The following is an 18,679-nucleotide window of genomic DNA, read 5'->3' as shown; positions in this document are numbered from 1 at the left end:
TCGAGACCGACCCCCACTCACCCGGTTCCAGAGCCCTGCGGACCATGGCTCAGGCCGCCGTCTTGCTGTCGAGCCACGCGAACACGTCGCTCTCTCGGAACCGCAAGTGCCGGCCGATCCGGTAGGCCGGCGGGCCCTCGTGCTTCCAGCGCCAGTCGTAGATCGTCTGCACGGGCACCGACAGGTACGCCGCGACGTCCTTCACCGTCCACAACGGGTCAAGTCTGTGACACATCTCCAACGTCCTTCCTCGAGTCCAATCGTCTTGCTGCTGCTCGCTCCTGGTCGTGTGCGCGGGCTGCTGCGGCGGCGGCTTTGGCGAGGGCTGCGTCGCCGGGGGTGTCCCAGCCGGTGTGGGTGTAGGTCCACGATCCGATGACGAGGGTGGTGGTGTGGTCGTCGTCCACAGCCATCAGCTGGGCTTCCATGGAGGCGAGGTCGATGGCCTCGCCGCGGCGGTTGGCGTCGGCGACGAGCTGTTGGGCTCGACGTCTGGCTCGGCGGAGCTGGCCGAGGGTGACGGAGTAGCGGCGGGACTTGGTGGCGAAGTGGCCGCGGAACCCCAGCTCGTGCGCCCACTTGCCGAGCAGCCCGTACGGCAGGTCTGCGAGGGGTCCTTGGCGGCCAGTGGCGACCCAGTCGCCCTCGACCCTGCGCCCCAGCTGCTCGGCGGTGTGCTGGATGCGGCGCAGGTGGGGGTTCGAATGGTCGGTGGTGTCGGCGGCGGCCTTGGTGGCGTACTTGGCCAGGTACCCGGCCACCTGCTCGGGCGACAACGCCGTGCCGGGGTCGTCGGTGCGGCGGGCGGTGGTGACCGGGCGTGCGTCGACCTGCCTCCCGAACGCGAGCACCCGAGGCGCGTCGTGGTCGTCGACGGGTGGGGCGGTGAACCTCACCGCGGCCACGGCGTCCCGGACGAGGCGGGCGAGGATGGTCGGGGTGACTTTTCGCGGTGCCGGCGCGAATCCACCCTCGACGTCTCGCGGGCCGTCGAGGCGGATGAGGGCGTGGAAGTGGACCAGGCCCCGGCGTTGGTACTCGGCGACCTTGGCGTACTGCACCGTCACCACCTCGTGCAGCCTCGTGGCGGGGATGCCGAGGTGGTGGGCGAGGCTGCGGCGCAGGGTGATCGTGAACCGGCGCCACAGTTCAGGGGCCCACCACTGCCACACCACGGGCGAGGCGTAGTCGTAGCAGTCGGAGCACAGGGGCTGCCCCAACAGGGCGTCGCTGTCGGTGTGCACGGTCATGCACCTCGTCGACCGGCCGTGTTGGCAGCGGGGCTGGCCGTGCGCGTGGGGCCGGCAGCGGCGGCCGTTGTCCCTCACTCCGTGCACAGGGCCCAGGGAGGGGGCGGTGAGGGTAGCGAACACGAGAGGGTTGTCCGCCACCTCGGTCGGGACGGTCTTGCCGCCCCGGACGCCGGCCCGGATCAGCTGGAACATGTCCGCCGCATACAACCGCGAGCAGGACGGGCACGCGGACTCGCGCCGATTGCCGCACCGCACCACCGTCGACCCCAACGACTCGTCCGCGGAGGAGTACGACGCCAGGACCTCCCCAGTGGTGGCGTCGATCGTGGTGGACGACCCGACCAGGTGCACAGGGTTCGAGCAGTACCCCACCCGGGACGCAGCCATCGACCAGGCGTCCAGGTCCTCCGACACCAGCCGCGCCACGATCGCCTTCGACTGGTGCTTGTCGTACCCGGGCAGGTGCAGCACGTTGTTTTCGTCGAACCTGGGACGGGGCAGCGCCGCCCACAACGCGTTGACTGTCTCCAGCGACATGGCGGCCACCCCCTCCCTGGTAAGGGTGTGCCGTGCGGCCACTGCGCTGACCTCGCGCCGCACGGCACACCCAGTCCAAGGGCGGCCCCACTACGTGTCGGAGGAAGCCGGACGGTGCGAGGTCGGCAGCCGCACCGGCTCTGGGGTGGAACGGTTGGCCGCCCCCACCAAGCCCCGTTCAGGCACGCTCGGTGGGTGGGCCGGTAAGCGCCACAACCAACCACCAACAACCAGCACCAGTCGCAACAACCGTACTAACCGTGGCAACCTTAAAACGTTGTGACGCAACACGATTCGGATCCTTGTGACCCGGCCACCCCTTTCGGAGCGACACCACTCACCGTCCCCGCGGAACACCGCCGAGTCCACTGATTGTCGGTTTGCGCAACGAGAATTGACCCAGCCTTTACTCCTTGAGCGTCGTTGCCCGCTGAGCCTGCTCGCCAGAGCCCCGGAGGTGTCAGACGCCGCTCATCGCACTGGAAGGGCGAGTAGGGACATGGAAAGCCTCGCACCGAATCCCCTGTGAGCACAGAAGTCGTGACGGGATAGGTCTTGACACGTCGCGCCTCGACCGCTTCACTTCCACGTTAGTAACACGAGTTACTAACACTGAGGAGTGGACAATGGCGTCATCTCGCACATGGCTGGTCGCGGCGGTCGCGACATCAGCCCTTGCTTTGGCTGGGTGTGGTGGATCGGGTGGCTCGAGCAGTGCGGGCGCCGCCTCGAAGGGCGGAGGCACGATCACTGTCTGGCACTACTGGGACGGCGGCAACGCCGACGCGTTCACCGCGATGGCCAAGCAGTACCAGTCCGCGCACGCCGGCACCACGATCAAGCTGGTCAACGTGCCAGGGACCGACCTGCTGACGAAGCTCCAGGCCGCAGCGCAGTCCCGCACGCTGCCCGACGTCGTGATCGGTGATTTGGTGACTGTGCCGCGGATGGCCAAGACCGGTGCAGCCGTCGACCTCAAGAAGCTCATCCCCGACACCGTCTGGAACGACGTGTACCCGGAGATGCTGAAGTTCGGCGCCCAGGACGGCAAGCAGGTGTCGGTGCCGGTGTCGTCCAACACGATGGCGTGGATGTTCGACAAGGACGCGTTCACCAAGGCCGGCCTCGACCCGGCCAACCCGCCCCAGACGTGGGAGCAGCTGAAGAGTGCGTGCTCCACGATCAAGGCCAAGACGGGCAAGCCCGGGTTCGAGCTGTTCACCCAGCCGGGAACGGACGGTGAGGGCGTGACGTGGAACTTCCAGGTGTCGCTGTGGCAGGCCGGCGGGCAGTTCCTGTCCGAGGACAACTCCAAGGCCGCGTTCAACTCCGACGCCGGGAAGAAGGCGCTGCAGTTCTGGGTGGACCTGGTCAAGTCGGGTTGCAGCCCGCTCGGCCCGTGGGGCGAGTTCGAGAAGGGCAAGGCAGCCTCTGCCCAGGAGGGCTCGTGGATGGTGGGCATCTGGAAGCCCAAGCCTCCGTTCAACTTCGGCACTGCTCAGATTCCTCACCCGGAGGGCGGCCAGCCGGCCACCAACATGGGTGGCGAGCAGGCTGTGGTCTTCGCACGCGAGGCCGCCGCGCAGAAGACCGCAGCGGACTTCCTGACGTGGTTCGACTCCCCGGCCCAGTCGACCGCGTGGAGCGAGAAGACGGGATTCCTCCCGGTCCTGAAGTCGGTCGCCGACTCCCCGGAATACAAGGACTACGTCAAGACGAACCTCCCCGAGGTGCAGCCCTTCGTCGACGCGCTGCCCACCGCGCACGCCCGTCCGGCAACGCCGCTGTACCCGCAGGTGTCGCTGGCCTTCGCCAAGCAGGTCGAGCAGGCACTGCACGGCAAGCCGGTTGACAAGACGCTCGCCGACGCCGAGGCGCAGGTCAACCAGATCCTGTCGGCGAAGTGATGACTGGCGTGGCGGACTCGATGACCAGACCAGGCAGGACCATGCCTGAGGCCGAGTCCGCCACGCCCACCACCCCGGTGACCCGCGCCAGGTGCCGCCGACACCGAGGTGACTCGGTGGCGGCGGTGCTGTGCCTGGCGCCCGCGCTGGTGGTCATCGGGCTCTTCGTGGTCTATCCACTGGTCTCGACCGGGCTCATGTCCCTCACCTCCTGGGACGGCATCAGCCCGGAGCGGCCGTTCGTCGGACTGGCGAACTACGCCAAGCTGGTCCACGACCACGACTTCCGAAACTCCATGGTCGTGACACTCCTGTATGCCGCGGGGGTGTGTGCCCTCTCTGTCGCCACCGGGCTGGGTGCGGCCTCACTGCTCAACGGTGCCCTGCGCGGGCGGGGCATCTACCGGACCGCGTTCTTCATGCCCGTGGTCACCTCCTCCATCGCGGCAGCGGCCGTGTGGAAGTACCTCTTCGACCAGACCGGACCCGTCAACGCGGCCCTGACCGCGCTGCACCTGGGCGCACCCAACTGGCTGGGCCAGCCACACCTGGCCCTGATCAGCCTGACCCTGCTGACCGTCTGGAAGCAGCTGGGCCTGAACACGGTGCTCTACCTCACCGCACTGCAGACCATCCCGGTACACGTGTACGAGGCCGCCGCCCTCGACGGGGCGACAGGTTGGCAGAAGCTGCGCAGGATCACCATGCCGCTGCTGCGCCCGATGACCTTCTTCGTCGTGGTGCAGGCCCTCGTCACGACGTTCCAGTCCTTCGACCTCGTCTACCAGCTCACCCAGGGTGGCCCGCTGGGTGGCACGGAGGTCGTCGGGTTCCTTGTCTACCGGACCGCTTTCGTGACAGGGCAGTTCGGGTACGGCGCGACCATCGCGTACGCCGGCTTCGCGATCGTCTTCGTGTTCACGTGGCTGCAGTGGCGGTACGGCGGGAGGGAGGACGCATGACCTCGACGCCCCGGCTGATCGGCCGCCACCTCCTGCTGGCAGTGCTGTCGCTGCTGACGCTCGCCCCCTTCGCGTGGATGCTCACCACTAGCCTCAAGTCGATCGACCAGGTGAACAAGGCGCCGTACCTGCTGCCTCGCCAGTTCGAGGTGGGCAACTACAGCAAGGCGCTGACCGCGGCGCCGTTTGCCCACTACTACCTCAACTCCGTCGTCATGACGGCCGGCATCGTGGTCGGCCACCTGGTGTGCGACACACTCGCCGCGTATGCCCTGGCACGGCTCCGCTTCCCCGGCCGGGACGCGATCTTCCTCGGGCTCGTGGCGACGATGCTCGTGCCGGCGTTCCTGACCGTGCTGCCCGCCTTCGACCTGGTCATCCGGTTCGGGTGGTACAACTCCTACGCCGCGCTCATCCTCCCCCGTCTGGCGGACGTCTTCGGCATCGTGGTCCTGCGCGGCTTCATGAAGTCGCTCCCGCAGGAGCTCGACGAAGCCGCACGGATCGACGGTGCCAACCGCATGCAAATCCTCACCCGGATCCTGCTGCCGCTGTGCAAACCGGCCCTCGCGAGCGTCGCCGTCTTCAGCTTCCTGTTCGCGTGGAACGACTTCCTGTGGCCGCTGCTGGTGACCAACGACGACCAGTACCGCACCGTGCAGATCGGGCTGTCGGTCTTCACCAACAAGTACGGTCCATGGCCGAACTACCTCATGGCCGGCACTGTCATCGCCGCCGCCCCGGCGATCGCCCTGTTCCTCTACCTGCAACGCGGAATCGTCCGCGGCCTCGCCTCGACAGGAGTCAAGGAATGACCGACACCGCACTGCCCGGCCCGGACTGGGTGCGCGACGCCGTCTTCTACCAGATCTTCCCCGAGCGGTTCGACAACGCCGACCCCTCGACCGACCCGCCCGGGGTGCAGCCATGGGGGAGTGCGCCGACCCGCGACAACTTCATGGGCGGTGACCTCCCCGGAATCACCCGCCGTCTGCCGCACCTGGTCGACTTGGGCATCAACTCCCTGTACCTCACGCCGATCTTCGCCGCAGCCACCAATCACAGATACGACGCCGTCGACTACACCCGCATCGACCCCATCCTCGGAGGACGAGCGGCATACGACACGTTCCTCGGCTCGGCACACGACGCGGGCATCCGGGTAGTCCTGGACGCCGTGTTCCACCACTGCGGCGACCAGCACCCTTACTTTCGCGACGTCGTCGCCCGTGAAGCCGAGTCGGAGTACGTCAACTGGTTCTCCGTCGCGGGCTTCCCCGTCCAACCGCACCCCGTCCCGAACTACCTGACCTGCAGCGGCTGCTACTACCTGCCCAAGCTGAACGTCTACAACCCCGCCGTGCGCCAGCACCTGTTCGAGGTCACCCGGCAGTGGTTGGACACCGGTATCGACGGGTGGCGGCTCGACGTCCCGTACATGCTCGAGAACCCCTCGTTCTGGCGGCAGTTCCGCGACGTCGTCAAGGGCCACGACCCGAACCTGTACATCTGCGCTGAGGTGTGGGAGTCGGCCTCCGAGTGGACCGACGGCACCACCAGCGACGGCGCGATGAACTACCGACTCCGCGACGCGGTCCTCGGCTTCGTCAGCGAGTGGCGCGGCGGTGGTGAGACCTTCGCGGCCGAGCTCGAGCGCATCGACCAGGAGGTCCCAGCCGCTGCCAAGGGCCTCATGATGAACCTGCTCGGCAGCCACGACACCGAGCGCGTGCTGACCCATTGTGGTGGCGATGTCGCAGCGACGAAGCTGGCGTACGCGTTGCTGCTGACAGCCGAGGGTGCGCCGATGATCTACTACGGCGACGAGGTCGGGCTCGAGGGCTTCAACGACCCTGACTGCCGCCGCTGCATGCCGTGGGACCAGGACATGTGGAACGTGGACATCCACACGTGGCTCAAGCGGCTCATCAGCGTCCGCAAGGACAACATCGCCCTGCGGCGCGGCTCCGAGGCCACCCTGAGCGCCGACGAGAACACCATCGTCCGCCTGCGCGAGCACCCCGAGCAGAGCATCATCGTCGCTGCGAACCGGTCACTGCTTCCTCGTGAGGTGCCGGCGCCCACCAGCCACGCCGAAAAGGGTGTCGACATCCTCACGGGCGAAGCCATCGCGCTCGACCAGTTGACCGTGCCCGCAAAGGGGATCCGCATTGTCGAACTCATCCGCTGACCGCAGGGCCGGGGCGTCCCGCACCACCAGCGCCGACGTGGCCAAGGCTGCCGGCGTCTCCCGGACAGCTGTCTCCTTCGCCTTCAACGATCCCGCCCGCCTGTCCGACGGCACCCGGGAACGAATCCTGCAAGCGGCCGCCGAACTCGGGTACAGCCCGGATCCCCTGGCCCGCATGCTCAAGAGCGGTCGCACCGGAACCCTCGGGTTGCTGCTGCCGCAGGATATCTCCCAGGTCATGCAGAACCCCTACTACGCCCAGTTCCTCACCGGCGTGGGCCAGGTATGCCAGCAGGAGGGCATGACCCTGCTGCTCTGCCCTCCGCTGCGCAGCTCCATGCTCAAGGCGATCCCGTACGCAGCCGTCGACGGGTTCATCGTCACCGGGCTTGAATCCGACCGCGGAGAGGTTGCCGAGCTCCAGCGCCGCGGAGTCCCGTTCGTCCTCGTGGACTCCGACGCCGGTCTCGACGTCCCAACCATCACCGCCGACGACCAACAGGGCGCCTACGAACTCGTCCGCCACCTGACGCAGCTCGGGCACACCCGGATCGCGTTCCTGTTGTTCGACTCCGGACCCACGCGGACCGAAGAGGGCTACCGCGGCCCTCTGCGCCGACGCCTCGACGGCGCAGCCACCGCACTGGCCGAGGTCGGGCTCTCCCTCGAGAGTCCCGAGGTGATGATCGTCGAGGCACCCTGCACCCGATCCGGTGGCTACACCGCGGCGCTGGACATCATGAACCGCGATGACCCGCCCACTGCGGTTGTCGCCTTCAGCGACATTCTGGCCATCGGTGCCCTCGACGCCATGGCAAGCCTCGGCCTCAACGTCCCCGGCGACGTCTCTGTCGCCGGCTACGACGACCAACCCGAGGCCGAGTGGGCCAACCCCCGGCTCACCACCGTGCGGCAGCCGATCGAGGCCAAGGGGCGGCTCGCCGGCGACTACCTGGTCGCGGCGATCCGCGGCGAGGACCAGCGCCCACACCAACAACTGCAAGGAACCCTTGTCGTGCGCGACTCCACTGGGCCCGCACCCACAACGCGGGGGCCTGCATCCCATGAGGTCACCAACGTCTGACGGGCCAAATGCTCTACGGCGGTTTACAGGAGTTCTTGGATGCCTGACGCTGAGCGCCGCGCACAGATCTGGCGATCGCGGCGCTCCAACCGATCTCGGGGCCAAGGGATTGCTATGAGAGCGGCACCAGGTAGCCCGCAGCAGCTGAAGACGCACGCCCGCAGGCGGCAGATGAGGACCTCCGGTGCTTATCCATCACCGTCAGTTCGACGCTTAGTGCCGTCTCTTCGATTCGTTCACACCACCCCGCATCAAAGCGTCGTGACTCGCTGCGGCTTGCCGTTACGGTGACGGGCGTGGTGGGTGTCTCGATCATTCGCAACGGCCCATACTCGTGGGAGGCGGCGTGGATCCGTGTCGCGCGGTCGGTGGGCAGGTTACGTCGCGTCTATTCAGTGGATGATCCCATGGGCAACCTCGACGTCGAGGCTGTGGTCGATGGGTGCCTCATCTTCCTCCATCACATGTGGGACGCGTTCCTCAACGACGAGACTTTGGCGCACATCGGTAAGGCCGAGGTCGACGCTGCGATGGAGGACCCGATGCTCGCACTCTGTCGGGATTACTCGAACACGGCCAAGCACCTGCGCCGACGCGGTGACCAGCAGCGGACGGCACTTGTGGTGGAGAACCGCAGCGACCGTGGAGGCAAGTCCGTGCTCATCGGATATGGGCCTATTGACGACCTTCGGGCCCAGACTATTGACGGGCTGCGACTGGCAGAGGGCGGCTTTGCAGCGTGGGTCGCATGGATGGAGCAGAACGGTGTTGCGTTCTCCAATCCGGCCATGATTGAGGACTTGATTCGGGCCGACTTCGTGTGAGAGCCCAACTGAGGGTTACCGGATGTTGTTCAAGCTCTCGACGAGAAGGTCGACATCAGCTAGCGACCTCCGCAATGCCTGACAGCGGCATGAGCGAGCACGGCTTGCTTGGATTGTTCTGCTAGGGCCTCTCAGGCGTCGTCGATCCTTGGGTGGAACGGCGCTGACGGGTGAAGCCGCGAGATGAGGCACTGCCCGTGGCAGTAGAGCCCTTGTGTTTCGCCGGGCAACCGCAGTGCGGTGATTGTCATGTTCGTTGCCCAGACCTCATCAAGCCCCTCACCGCAGAAGCAACACATCACGGTCACGCAGCAATCCAGTCAGTTGATCGTTCTGGTGTCTCGGCACCCAGAAGGGGCCCAACGGATCTCGGCATGACGGGAATGTCACCAACACGGGCCAGCAGACGGCGAAGGGACGCGCGTGGGCATCTCAGCGACCCTGGGGGCTTAGTTCGCGCGATCTGCGGTGCTTCGGTGAGGAGTTTCTTTACTGGTTCAAGGCCGCGGCTCCGCCGCGGCGGCGTGGGACCCCGCGATGGGGCCCCGCGCTGCGGGCGGCGCTGGCGCGCCGTCCTCGCGCACCCCACCGCACCCCACGCCAACGAGAAAGAGAGCAGCGCCCCGGACCAGTACCAGGACGCTGCTCTCAGCTCGGGCGACGATCACCCTTTACTGCGCTGGTGACGGCAGGGGCCGGCGCGTGCCTGGCTGCCGCAAGCCCCAGCCCTCACCTCGGCCGCGCACCTGGTTCGCAGACCCGTTCGGCCAGCTCCCGCACCGGCATCGCAGCCGGACACCTCCCAGCCGCCTGGGCTCGAGGTCACTGCGCAAACCCGCGTGGTTGCCAAGCACCGCAACCCATCACTTTGCCCCACGCTTTGAGCCCGAGACCGACCGAGACGTCTACGTCCTGCCGCAACAAGCTGGACTGATTTCGTGCTCAGAAGCATGACCAGCGCCACGATCCGAAGCCGCCAGAACCCCCGGGCAGACAAACAGGGGGTTGTGGGTTCGAGTCCCATCGCCGGCTCTTCGACAGCGCGCACCCCCGGGCTGCTCGGCTGACGGGGAGGGCCGTGGGTCAGGAGGTCTCCACGGCTGTGGTGGCCGCTCGTACGTCCCGCGTGGGTGCCGGTCGGTCAGGCCTTGGACAGGAGGGCCGACAGCGACTCGAGAGCCTCGGGCCGGATCCAGTAGTAGACGAAGGTGCCACGGCGCTCGCAGTCGACCAGCCCGGCCTGGCGCAGCGTCCTCAGGTGGTGCGAGATCGTCCCCGACGACAGGTCGAAGGCCGGCGTGATCTCGCAGACGCACAGCTCGGGGCTCGCCGCGATCATCGACACCATCTGGAGCCGGACAGGGTCGCCGAGGGCCTTGAACATCGGAGCCAGGCGCTCGGCATCCGCCACCGTCACGGGCGAGGTGGCCATGCCGCAGCAGCTGGCCTCACGGACCTTCGGCTCTGACTCGACAACGGCCATGCCACTATCTTGACAGATGTCGAATCAAAGGACCATGCTGACGCTGATTCGACAATCATCAAACCAAGGAGCGCGCCATGGCACTGCAGGAGAGGGCACCCGAGCAGATGGACGACGAGCAGGTCCGTGAGGCGGTGCGGGAGCGGTATGCCGCGTCGGCGACGAGCCTGCTCACCGGCCAGCCGGAGTCGGTGTGCTGCGGTGGGGGCGGCTGCTGCGGGTCCACCGCGACGGCGGTCGACCCGATCAGCTCCAACCTGTACGAGGGCACGCAGACCCCGTCCGAGACGGCCCTGGCCGCCTCCCTGGGGTGCGGCAACCCGACCGCCCTGGCCGAGCTGAACCCCGGCGAGGACGTCCTCGACCTCGGGTCCGGCGGAGGGCTCGACGTCCTGCTGTCCGCCCGCCGCGTGGCCCCGGGCGGCACGGCATACGGGCTCGACATGACCGACGAGATGCTGGAGCTGGCGCGCCGCAACCAGGCCGAGGCGGGGGTCGAGAACGCCCGGTTCGTCAAGGGCACCATCGAGGACGTGCCGCTGCCGGACGCCTCGGTCGACGTCGTCATCTCCAACTGCGTCATCAACCTCTCCCCGGACAAGGACACGGCCCTGCGCGAGGCCTACCGGGTGCTGCGGCCGCAGGGGCGGTTCGCGGTGTCCGACATCGTCCTGCTGCGCGACATCCCGCAGGAGCTGCGCGGCGTGGTGCGGTTGTGGACGGGGTGCATCTCCGGTGCCCTGCGCGACCACGAGTTCGTCGAGAAGCTCACCGCCGCCGGCTTCGAGGACGCCTCGGTCGAGGTGACCCGGGAGTACTCCCGCGACGACCTCGAGGCGATGGCCGAGGTGACCGACGTGGCCGAGCTGCCGGACGGGATGGCGCTCCCCGAGCTGGTCGCCGCGCTGGACGGCGCGTTCGCCAGTGCGTTCGTGCGGGCGCGCAAGCCGTGACCGCACCCACGCCCACCACCAGCCGCCCGCAGTCGGCGGTCGCGGCGCGGCTCTCCACGCTCGACCGCTTCCTGCCGGTGTGGATCCTGGCCGCGATGGCCGCCGGCCTGGCCCTGGGGCGCCTGGTCCCTGGGCTGGCTGGCGCGCTGTCGGCGGTGCAGGTCGACGGCGTCTCGCTGCCGATCGCGGTCGGGCTGCTCGTGATGATGTACCCGGTGCTGGCGAAGGTCCGCTACGACCGGCTCGACACCGTGACCGCAGACCGGCGCATGCTCGTCTCCAGCCTCGTCCTGAACTGGCTGGTCGGCCCGGCGCTCATGTTCACCCTCGCGTGGCTGCTGCTGCCGGACCTGCCGGAGTACCGCACCGGCCTGATCATCGTCGGTCTCGCCCGGTGCATCGCGATGGTCATCATCTGGAACGACCTGGCGTGCGGCGACCGTGAGGCCGCGGCGGTGCTCGTCGCCCTCAACTCGCTGTTCCAGGTCGTCGCGTTCGCTGCGCTGGGGTGGTTCTACCTGTCCGTGCTCCCGGGGTGGCTCGGGCTGGACCAGTCGAGCCTGGACGTCTCGCCGTGGCAGATCGCCAAGAGCGTCCTGGTCTTCCTGGGCATCCCGCTGCTCGCCGGCTACCTCAGCCGTCGCCTGGGGGAGCGACGCGTCGGGCGCGACCGCTACGAGCACTCGTTCCTTCCTCGCGTCGGCCCCTGGGCGCTCTACGGACTGCTCTTCACCATCGTCATCCTCTTCGCGCTCCAGGGCGAGCAGATCACCAGCCGACCGCTCGACGTGGCCCGGATCGCCCTGCCCCTGCTGGCGTACTTCGCCCTGATGTGGGGTGGCGGCTACCTGCTGGGCAGGGCCCTGGGCCTCACCTACGAGCGAACCACCACGTTGGCGTTCACCGCTGCGGGCAACAACTTCGAGCTCGCCATCGCGGTCGCGATCGCCACCTTCGGAGTCACGTCGGGCCAGGCCCTGGCAGGGGTTGTCGGTCCGCTGATCGAGGTCCCGGTCCTGGTCGCGCTCGTCTATGTCAGCCTCGCCCTGAGGAACCGCTACCCGCACGCCACCCCCGAGGAGCCGACCCGATGAGCGACCAGCGACCGTCCGTCCTCTACGTGTGCGTCCACAACGCGGGGCGCTCGCAGATGGCCGCTGCCTACACCGCCCACCTGTCCGGCGGCCGGGTGGAGGTGCGCTCGGCCGGCTCGGCGCCTGCCGACAGCATCAACCCGGCCGTGCGCGAGGCCATGCTCGAGGAGGGCATCGACCTCGCCGGCGAGACCCCGAAGCTCCTGACGCCGGAGGCGGTGCAGGCCTCGGACGTCGTGATCACCATGGGGTGCGGGGACGCCTGCCCGTTCTACCCGGGCAAGCGCTACCTCGACTGGGAGCTCGACGACCCCGCGGGGCAGGGCGTCGACGCCGTGCGCCCGATACGGGACGAGATCAGGGCGCGCGTCACCACGTTGCTGGGCGAGCTCGGCATACCGGTGGCGCGCACGAGCTGACCCGACGGCTGCCCAGCGGCGCGTCCGGGGCGGCTGGTCCAGCGGCGCGTCCGGGGAGCTGGCCCAGCGGCGCGTCCGGACGGCGCCCACCGGGGGCGTCCGCGGGGTGGGTCTCTCAGTCCGGGGTCGCGTCGAGGGTCAGCTGGGCCCGGTGGTGGCGGTAGTGCTTCGGCGCCCACTCCAGCACGTCCAGGCGGCTCATCCACGGGATGAAGTACGGGTCCCACGAGACCGGCACCGTCATCCCGCGCGCCAGCTCCTCGGCGGACGCCCTGTCACCCCAGCCCACCAGCCAGTCGGTGTCCTGGTGCATCCACTGACGGACGCGACGCAGCGGCACGACCCTGGTGCCGGCCACCGGCGCGGCGAAGTTCACCCAGTCGTAGGGCCGGGTGAGGGCGCCCAGCAGGTGCGACCAGCCGACCGACGCCCGCGGCGGTAGCCGGGAGAAGCCGCCCAGCATCGGCACGAACGCCCGCGCGATCCGCTGTCCGAACCACATGTGGAACAGCAGCTGCTCGTTGGTCCACCGCGTGCCCTGCGTCGGGCGGCCGAGCTCGTCCACTCGTGCGCCGCCCACCAGGGCGTCGAAGTCCTCGGCGACCCAGGTGAGGGCCGCGCGCTGCTGGTCCGGGAGTGCCACCTCACCACGGTCCACCTCCGGCGCCGGCGCGTCCACCGTCCGGTCGCCCCGCTCGGCTCACCTTCGTCCGGCGCGGGCCCGTCCGGGGCCGCGTCTCGTCAGGCCTGGGGAGTGGTCACTTGCGCTTGTCCCAGGAACCGTTGGGGGACAACGCCCACCACAGTCCGCCCGAGGCGTTGACGCCCTGGCCGTTGACGTCGCCCGGCGACTTGTCGCCGGCGTACGTGTACACCGGGTAGCCGTCGACGCTGAGCTGCGTGGTGCCGTCGGGGCGGGTGATGGAGCCGAAGGTGGCCGTGATCCCGGCGACGGGGTGCTTGGGCGCGTCGCTGGCCGGGACGGGTGGCCAGTACGTGGCGCACGACCCGGTGCATCGCGACTGGCCACGCGGGTCGATGGCGAACACGTACATGGTCATCCGTTGCGCCGTCACGAGAATCCTGCCGACGCGAGAGTCGGCGGTGGTCGGCGCGCCCGACGCCGCAGCGGCGCTGCTCGAGCCCGCCGGGGGTTTGCCGTAGCGGCCGCCCGTGGCGGCGCTGCTCGATTCCGACGTGCTCGACGTCGACGCGCCGGAGCCGGCCGGGGCGTTGCCGTAGAGGCCGCCGGACGAGGACGAGCCGTTCGACCCGCAGGCGGCGAGCAGGAGGGCTCCGGTGAGTGCGGTGCCGGCGACCGCTGCGCTGGTGCGGGTGCGGGACGTGGATGACCTGGACATTGGGGTGCCTCGAGTTCTGCTGGGCTGGTACCCGTCAGGACGCAGTGGGACAGCCGGCAGTTCACGGGATGCGGTGTCCGCGCGATCAGGCGCGCGGCGGCCCAGGCTCCGGTTCCAGCCCGGCGACGACGAGGTCCGCGACCTCGCCGGGGTGGGTGAACAGGTTGTTGTGCGACCCGGGCAGCACGACCACCCGCCTGCGGGGCGCTGCGGTCGCCCTGTCGTGCAGGTGCTCGAGCCAGTGCCACGGGGCCATGGCGTCCGCGGTACCGGCGGTCAGGACCAGTGGCGTGGTCACACCGGCGACGAGGTCCTCCGGTCGCAGGTGAACTGCCGAGCGGACGAGCGATGCCGTCCGGCCTGCGTGCCGGAGCAGCCGCAGCGCGGCCGGCACTTCCCGCGGCGACTCGCGCCGGTATGCCGTCGGTGCGGCCAGCGCCAGCCTCGACAGCCGGCGGTGGGCCGGCACGAAGACTGGTCCCGCGAGGACGAGCAGACTGGGCGGTGTCGTGGTCGTCGTGGCGGCGGCCAGGGCCGCGAGCGCTCCGGTCGAGTGCCCCATCAGCACCAGCGGCAGGTCGACCGGCCGGGTCCGGAGCCAAGCGGCGGCCCACTCGCCCGCACGGGCGGGGTGAGCCTCGGTCACGCGGGCCGGACGCGCCAGGCCGGGGAGGTCGAGCACCGCGCAGTGCAGGCCCCGGACGGCCAGGGCGCGGGCGGTCGGGGCGACGTAGTCGGTGAGGCTGAGCCCGGGCAGGAGGCAGACGAGCGCGCGGGACTGCCCCCGGGGCGCGTACTCCACGGCGCGCACGGCCCCCTCGTCGACGACCGTCCACGTCGTGACGGCTGCCGGCTGGTCGTCGGGCGCGGGGGCTCGCCTTCGAAGGCTGGCGCGACGCGGTGCTGCCACGGTCGGTCCTCCTGGCGGGCTCGGTCGGCCCGCGCCGGCCCTCGGCCGCGCGGTGCCATCGGTCTGCGGCCTGGGTTCGACCGCCTTCGACTCTAGGCGAGGGGCGCTGGGGTCGTGTTCCAGTTGACAGAACCGGACAAAGGGGTCAACCATCTATTGGCTTCAAGCAGTCGGGGCCCCAGACATCGTCGTCACCCCAGGAGCCCCCCGTGACCGATTTTCTCGAGCCGTCGGTCGTCGGCACGCCGCCTCCCGACGCGAAGCCGTCGACAGACCCCGCCTCGTGGACCGTCCGCCAGCTCGTCGCGGCGCTCGCCGAGCTGGAGGACGCGCTCCGAGACCGGCACGAGCTGACCGGTTCCTCCGTGCCGCCGTACCTGCAGGCGGCCATCGACCGTGAGCAGGCCATCCTGGCCGAGCTGCACCGCAGGTCGCCGGCCCCCGTCCCGGACGACGTGGTGGGCGCTGTGACGTCCGTCGACCCCACCGCGGACGCGGAGCCGACTCCGGCCTGAGCAGACCTGCGTGCCGCCATCGCAGCCGGTGCTCGCTGCGGTCATCCGCCGTACACGGCCACCTCGCTGGCCTTCACCGTCAGCACGACCTCGTCACCGGGCGCGATACCGAGCTCGGCGAGCGCTGCCGGCGTGATGTCGGCCGCCAGGTGGGGCGTGTGCACGCGCACCTGGTGGCCGTGCGGCTCCAGGTCGGTGACGATGGCGCGGACGACGTTGCGGGGGGAGCCGTGCGGGGCCTGCCGGTAGACGCCCACCGCCGAGGGGCTGAAGACCGCGACGGACGGCTCCCCGTCACCCGGCGGCTGCTCCGACATCCCCGCGAGGTGCAGGCCGTCGGGCCCGTCGACCCCGCCGTCGCGGGCGGTGCCCCGGACGAGGTTGAGACCGGCGACCCGCGCGGCGAAGGCACTGGTGGGCCGGGTGAGGACCTGGGCGGTCGGTCCCTGTTCCACCACACGGCCGCCGTCGAGGACGACGACCTCGTCGGCGAGCAGGACCGCATCGAGCACGTCGTGCGTGACCAGGACCGTGGTACGGCCGGCCAGCACCCGGCGCAGGAGCTGGCGCAGTGCCGGCGCCGCCTCGACGTCGAGGGCGGACAGCGGCTCGTCGAGGAGCAGGAGGGCGGGCTCGGTGGCCAGGGCCCGGGCGACGGCGACTCGCTGCGCCTGCCCGCCTGACAGCTGGGCCGGCCTGCGGTCGGCGAGGTCGCCGGCCTCCACCTCGGCCAACCAGTGCGCGGCGCGGGCGCGAGCCCGGCTGCGCGGCATACCGGCACTGCGCGGGCCGAAGGCGACGTTGTCGGCCACCGAGAGGTGCGGGAAGAGCCGCGCCTCCTGGGCCAGCAGCGCGACGCCGCGCGCGTGCGGCGGCACCTCCCGGTGGGATCCGTTGCGGGAGAACAGGATCCGGTCGTCGAGCAGCACCTCCCCGTCGTCCGGCCGCAGGAGCCCGGACAGGGCCGCTAGCGTGGTCGACTTGCCGGCGCCGTTGGGTCCGAGGAGGGCGACGGTGTGCCCGCTGGGGACGTCGAGGGCGACGTCGACGTCGCGCTCGCGGACCCGCAGGGATGCGTGCAGGCTCACGGGGCGCTCCGCGAGCGGCGGGTGAGCGTGATGACGATGGTGGCCACCGCGACGAGGACCAGGGAGAGCGCGACGGCGGCCTGCGGGTCGGTCTCGCGCTGCAGGTAGATCTCGAGCGGCAGGGTCCGCGTCACGCCTTGGAGGGACCCGGCGAAGGTGATGGTGGCGCCGAACTCGCCCAGCGCGCGGGCGAACGCGAGCACCGCTCCGGAGGCCAGTCCCGGGAGGACGAGCGGCAGCGTGACCCGCAGGAAGACCGTCGTGGGGCGTGCGCCGAGGGTCGCGGCGACCTCCTCGTACCGCTGCCCCGAGGAGCGCAGCGCACCCTCGAGGCTGACCACGAGGAACGGCAGGGCGACGAAGGTCTGGGCCATGACCACGGCCGTCGTCGAGAAGGCGACCTGCCAACCGAGGACGTCGAGCGTGTGACCCAGCAGCCCGCGCCGCCCGAAGGTGTGCAGCAGGGCGATGCCACCGACGACGGGCGGCAGGACCAGCGGTAGCAGCACCAGTGACCGCACGAACGCCTGGCCCGGGAAGCGGGTCCGCGCCAGCACGATCGCCATCGGGACGCCGAACAGGATGCACAGCACCGTGCTCGCGACGGAGGTGCGCAGGCTGAGCCAGAGGGCTGCCTGCGAGGAGTCCGAGGTCACGAGCGCCCCGAACCGAGACCACCGGACCTGCGTGAGCATGGCGACCAGCGGCAGGGCGACGAACGCCGCGCCGGCGACGGCGGGCACGAAGAGCCAGGCGGGCAGCCCGAGCCGGCGGTCGCGCACGTCAGGGCCTGCCGAACCCGGCGGCTGCCAGGGCCGCCTGCCCCTGCTCGCCGGTCACGGCCTGCACGAACGCGGCGGCCAGGGCCGGGTTGCGGCTGCCCTTGAGGGCGGCGACCGGGTAGGTGTTGACCGCCGCGGACGCCTCGGGGAACGGCACGCCCTGCACCGACCCGCCTGCGCCCTCGACGTCGGTCACGTAGACCAGGCCGGCATCCGCCTCGCCGGCGGAGACCTTGCCCAGGACGTCGGTGACCGACTGCTCCTCGCTCACCGGCTTGAGGTCGACCTTCGCGGCAGCCTCGACCTTCGCCGCCGCCCCGCCGCACGGGACGGCAGGTGCGCACACGACGACCTTGAGCCCGGGCCGGGCCAGGTCCCGGAGCGAGGCGACCCGGCCGGGGTTGCCGGGCGGGACGGCGATCTCGAGGGTGTTCGTGGCGAAGGCGACGGGGGCGCCGGAGGTGAGGGAGTCTGCCGTCGCCTTGGCCATGTTCCGTTCGTCGGCCGAGGCGAACACGTCGGCCGGGGCACCTTGCTGGATCTGCGCGACGAGGTCGGAGGAGCCGGCGAAGCTGAAGGTGACCGTGGTCCCGGGGTGGGCCTTCTCGAACTGGGTGCCGATCTGCGTGAACGGCTTCTTCAACGAGGCCGCGGCGAAGACGGTGAGCGTGCCTGACAGCCGGCCGCCGGACGCGCCCCCGGCCGACCCGTCCCCGGCAGCGCCCCCCTGCGCCGCCCCGGACCCGCAGGCGGCGGTCGACGCGGCCAGGGCGACCACGACCGGCAGGACGAGCCGGCGCGTGACGGTCCTCATGAGGCACCCCCGGGGGTCTCGACGATGACGTTCGTGGACTTCACGACCGCGATGGCGACCGACCCCAGCTCGAGCCCGAGGTCGTCGACGGCCTCGCTGCTCATGAGCGAGACGACCCGGAAGGGCCCGCACTGCAGCTCGACCTGCGCCATGACGGTGTCGCGCCGGATGTCGGTGACGAGGCCGACGAACCGGTTCCGCGCCGAGCGCCCGACCCCGGACGGGTCGTCGACGGCCCGGGCGTGCTCCCGGGCGAGGAGTGCGACGCGGTAGCTGTCGACGACCTTGCGCCCGGACTCGTCCGTCTCGGCGGGCAGGGCGCCTCCGTCGACCCAGCGGCGGACGGTGTCGTCGCTGACGCCGAGGAAGGCGGCGGCATCGCGGATCCTCATGAGCGGCACGAATGCCACTTTATTGCCGCAGGTGCGGTGGCATCCAGCGCTCGTCGGTGCGCCTGCGTCGGAGGCCGGCCCGGGCCCGCGACGGACCGTGCGGTCAGCAA

Annotated in this window: 20 protein-coding genes; 10 read left to right on the top strand and 10 right to left on the bottom strand. The window is 70.1% G+C overall.

The annotated features are described in order from the left end of the window. Positions 1-49 precede the first annotated feature (49 nt). Entirely contained in the window at positions 50-205 is a 156-nt protein-coding gene (locus J2X64_RS06065) for a helix-turn-helix domain-containing protein (RefSeq protein ID WP_310153140.1), read from the bottom strand. 13 nt (positions 206-218) lie between these two features. After that, positions 219-1,790 (bottom strand): replication initiator, encoded by a 1,572-nt coding sequence (locus tag J2X64_RS06060; protein ID WP_310151035.1) that lies wholly within the window; start codon positions 1,788-1,790, stop codon positions 219-221. Between the two features lie 626 nt (positions 1,791-2,416). On the opposite strand from J2X64_RS06060, the gene J2X64_RS06055 reads away from it, so the two are divergent. The 6 genes from J2X64_RS06055 to J2X64_RS06030 all read left to right on the top strand — a co-directional run bounded on the left by J2X64_RS06055 (position 2,417) and on the right by J2X64_RS06030 (position 8,758). Beyond that, on the top strand, positions 2,417-3,697 hold the full coding sequence (locus J2X64_RS06055) for an ABC transporter substrate-binding protein (protein WP_310151032.1): 1,281 nt from the start codon (positions 2,417-2,419) through the stop codon (positions 3,695-3,697). 41 nt (positions 3,698-3,738) lie between these two features. Continuing rightward, entirely contained in the window at positions 3,739-4,659 is a 921-nt protein-coding gene (locus J2X64_RS06050) for a sugar ABC transporter permease (RefSeq protein WP_310151029.1), read from the top strand. Next, the gene (locus J2X64_RS06045) at positions 4,656-5,474 is read left to right on the top strand and encodes a carbohydrate ABC transporter permease (RefSeq protein WP_310151025.1); all 819 of its coding nucleotides are present in this window, start codon (positions 4,656-4,658) and stop codon (positions 5,472-5,474) included. The genes J2X64_RS06050 and J2X64_RS06045 overlap by 4 nt, the downstream gene beginning before the upstream one ends. Next, positions 5,471-6,850 (top strand): glycoside hydrolase family 13 protein, encoded by a 1,380-nt coding sequence (locus J2X64_RS06040; RefSeq protein ID WP_310151023.1) that lies wholly within the window; start codon positions 5,471-5,473, stop codon positions 6,848-6,850. Before J2X64_RS06045 ends, J2X64_RS06040 begins: the two co-directional genes overlap by 4 nt. 37 nt (positions 6,851-6,887) lie before the next feature. Next, a complete protein-coding gene (locus tag J2X64_RS06035) occupies positions 6,888-7,934 on the top strand; it encodes a LacI family DNA-binding transcriptional regulator (protein ID WP_310151020.1) in 1,047 nt (348 codons plus the stop codon). A gap of 407 nt (positions 7,935-8,341) precedes the next feature. Beyond that, the gene (locus J2X64_RS06030) at positions 8,342-8,758 is read left to right on the top strand and encodes a hypothetical protein (RefSeq protein ID WP_310151018.1); all 417 of its coding nucleotides are present in this window, start codon (positions 8,342-8,344) and stop codon (positions 8,756-8,758) included. A gap of 1,141 nt (positions 8,759-9,899) precedes the next feature. Here the strand turns inward: J2X64_RS06030 and J2X64_RS06025 are convergent. Next, positions 9,900-10,241 carry a metalloregulator ArsR/SmtB family transcription factor gene (locus J2X64_RS06025; protein WP_310151015.1) on the bottom strand — a complete coding sequence of 114 codons (342 nt, stop codon included), beginning with the start codon at positions 10,239-10,241 and terminating at the stop codon, positions 9,900-9,902. A 77-nt stretch (positions 10,242-10,318) separates the two neighbouring features. Between J2X64_RS06025 and arsM the strand changes: the two genes are divergently transcribed. Genes arsM through J2X64_RS06010 form a run of 3 tightly spaced genes read left to right on the top strand, consistent with a single transcriptional unit; the run spans position 10,319 to position 12,707 of the window. Then, positions 10,319-11,194 (top strand): arsenite methyltransferase, encoded by an 876-nt coding sequence (gene arsM, locus J2X64_RS06020; RefSeq protein WP_310151012.1) that lies wholly within the window; start codon positions 10,319-10,321, stop codon positions 11,192-11,194. Then, on the top strand, positions 11,191-12,288 hold the full coding sequence (gene arsB / locus J2X64_RS06015) for an ACR3 family arsenite efflux transporter (RefSeq protein WP_310151008.1): 1,098 nt from the start codon (positions 11,191-11,193) through the stop codon (positions 12,286-12,288). The genes arsM and arsB overlap by 4 nt, the downstream gene beginning before the upstream one ends. Beyond that, positions 12,285-12,707, top strand: coding sequence for an arsenate reductase ArsC (locus J2X64_RS06010; RefSeq protein WP_310151005.1), 423 nt, complete (start codon positions 12,285-12,287; stop codon positions 12,705-12,707). The genes arsB and J2X64_RS06010 overlap by 4 nt, the downstream gene beginning before the upstream one ends. A gap of 115 nt (positions 12,708-12,822) precedes the next feature. Here the strand turns inward: J2X64_RS06010 and J2X64_RS06005 are convergent, their stop codons facing one another. The 3 genes from J2X64_RS06005 to J2X64_RS05995 form a co-directional block, all read right to left on the bottom strand. Next, entirely contained in the window at positions 12,823-13,350 is a 528-nt protein-coding gene (locus tag J2X64_RS06005) for a DinB family protein (protein WP_310151000.1), read from the bottom strand. 115 nt (positions 13,351-13,465) lie between these two features. Beyond that, positions 13,466-14,068 (bottom strand): hypothetical protein, encoded by a 603-nt coding sequence (locus tag J2X64_RS06000; RefSeq protein ID WP_310150997.1) that lies wholly within the window; start codon positions 14,066-14,068, stop codon positions 13,466-13,468. 85 nt (positions 14,069-14,153) lie between these two features. Continuing rightward, positions 14,154-14,978: an alpha/beta fold hydrolase gene (locus J2X64_RS05995; protein ID WP_310150992.1), complete on the bottom strand. Its 825-nt coding sequence runs from the start codon at positions 14,976-14,978 to the stop codon at positions 14,154-14,156. A 209-nt stretch (positions 14,979-15,187) separates the two neighbouring features. Here J2X64_RS05995 and J2X64_RS05990 point away from each other — a divergent pair, with 209 nt between their 5' ends. After that, positions 15,188-15,493 (top strand): hypothetical protein, encoded by a 306-nt coding sequence (locus J2X64_RS05990; RefSeq protein WP_310150989.1) that lies wholly within the window; start codon positions 15,188-15,190, stop codon positions 15,491-15,493. Between the two features lie 41 nt (positions 15,494-15,534). Here J2X64_RS05990 and J2X64_RS05985 read toward each other — a convergent pair whose 3' ends face one another. The 4 genes from J2X64_RS05985 to J2X64_RS05970 are packed head-to-tail and all read right to left on the bottom strand — an operon-like array spanning position 15,535 to position 18,578. Continuing rightward, on the bottom strand, positions 15,535-16,581 hold the full coding sequence (locus tag J2X64_RS05985) for an ATP-binding cassette domain-containing protein (protein ID WP_310150987.1): 1,047 nt from the start codon (positions 16,579-16,581) through the stop codon (positions 15,535-15,537). Further along, positions 16,578-17,363, bottom strand: a complete 786-nt coding sequence (locus J2X64_RS05980; protein WP_310150984.1) for an ABC transporter permease — start codon at positions 17,361-17,363, stop codon at positions 16,578-16,580. The genes J2X64_RS05985 and J2X64_RS05980 overlap by 4 nt, the downstream gene beginning before the upstream one ends. A 1-nt stretch (position 17,364) precedes the next feature. Continuing rightward, a complete protein-coding gene (modA, locus tag J2X64_RS05975; RefSeq protein ID WP_310150981.1) occupies positions 17,365-18,177 on the bottom strand; it encodes a molybdate ABC transporter substrate-binding protein in 813 nt (270 codons plus the stop codon). Further along, positions 18,174-18,578, bottom strand: a complete 405-nt coding sequence (locus J2X64_RS05970) for a TOBE domain-containing protein (protein WP_310150979.1) — start codon at positions 18,576-18,578, stop codon at positions 18,174-18,176. Before J2X64_RS05970 ends, modA begins: the two co-directional genes overlap by 4 nt. Positions 18,579-18,679 lie beyond the last annotated feature (101 nt).

Origin of the sequence: Phycicoccus sp. 3266, assembly GCF_031456495.1 — a bacterium.
In the GTDB taxonomy this organism is placed as follows: domain Bacteria; phylum Actinomycetota; class Actinomycetes; order Actinomycetales; family Dermatophilaceae; genus Pedococcus.
The sequence above is the reverse complement of the archived record's forward strand: the minus strand, read 5'-3'. Positions and strand labels throughout refer to the sequence as shown.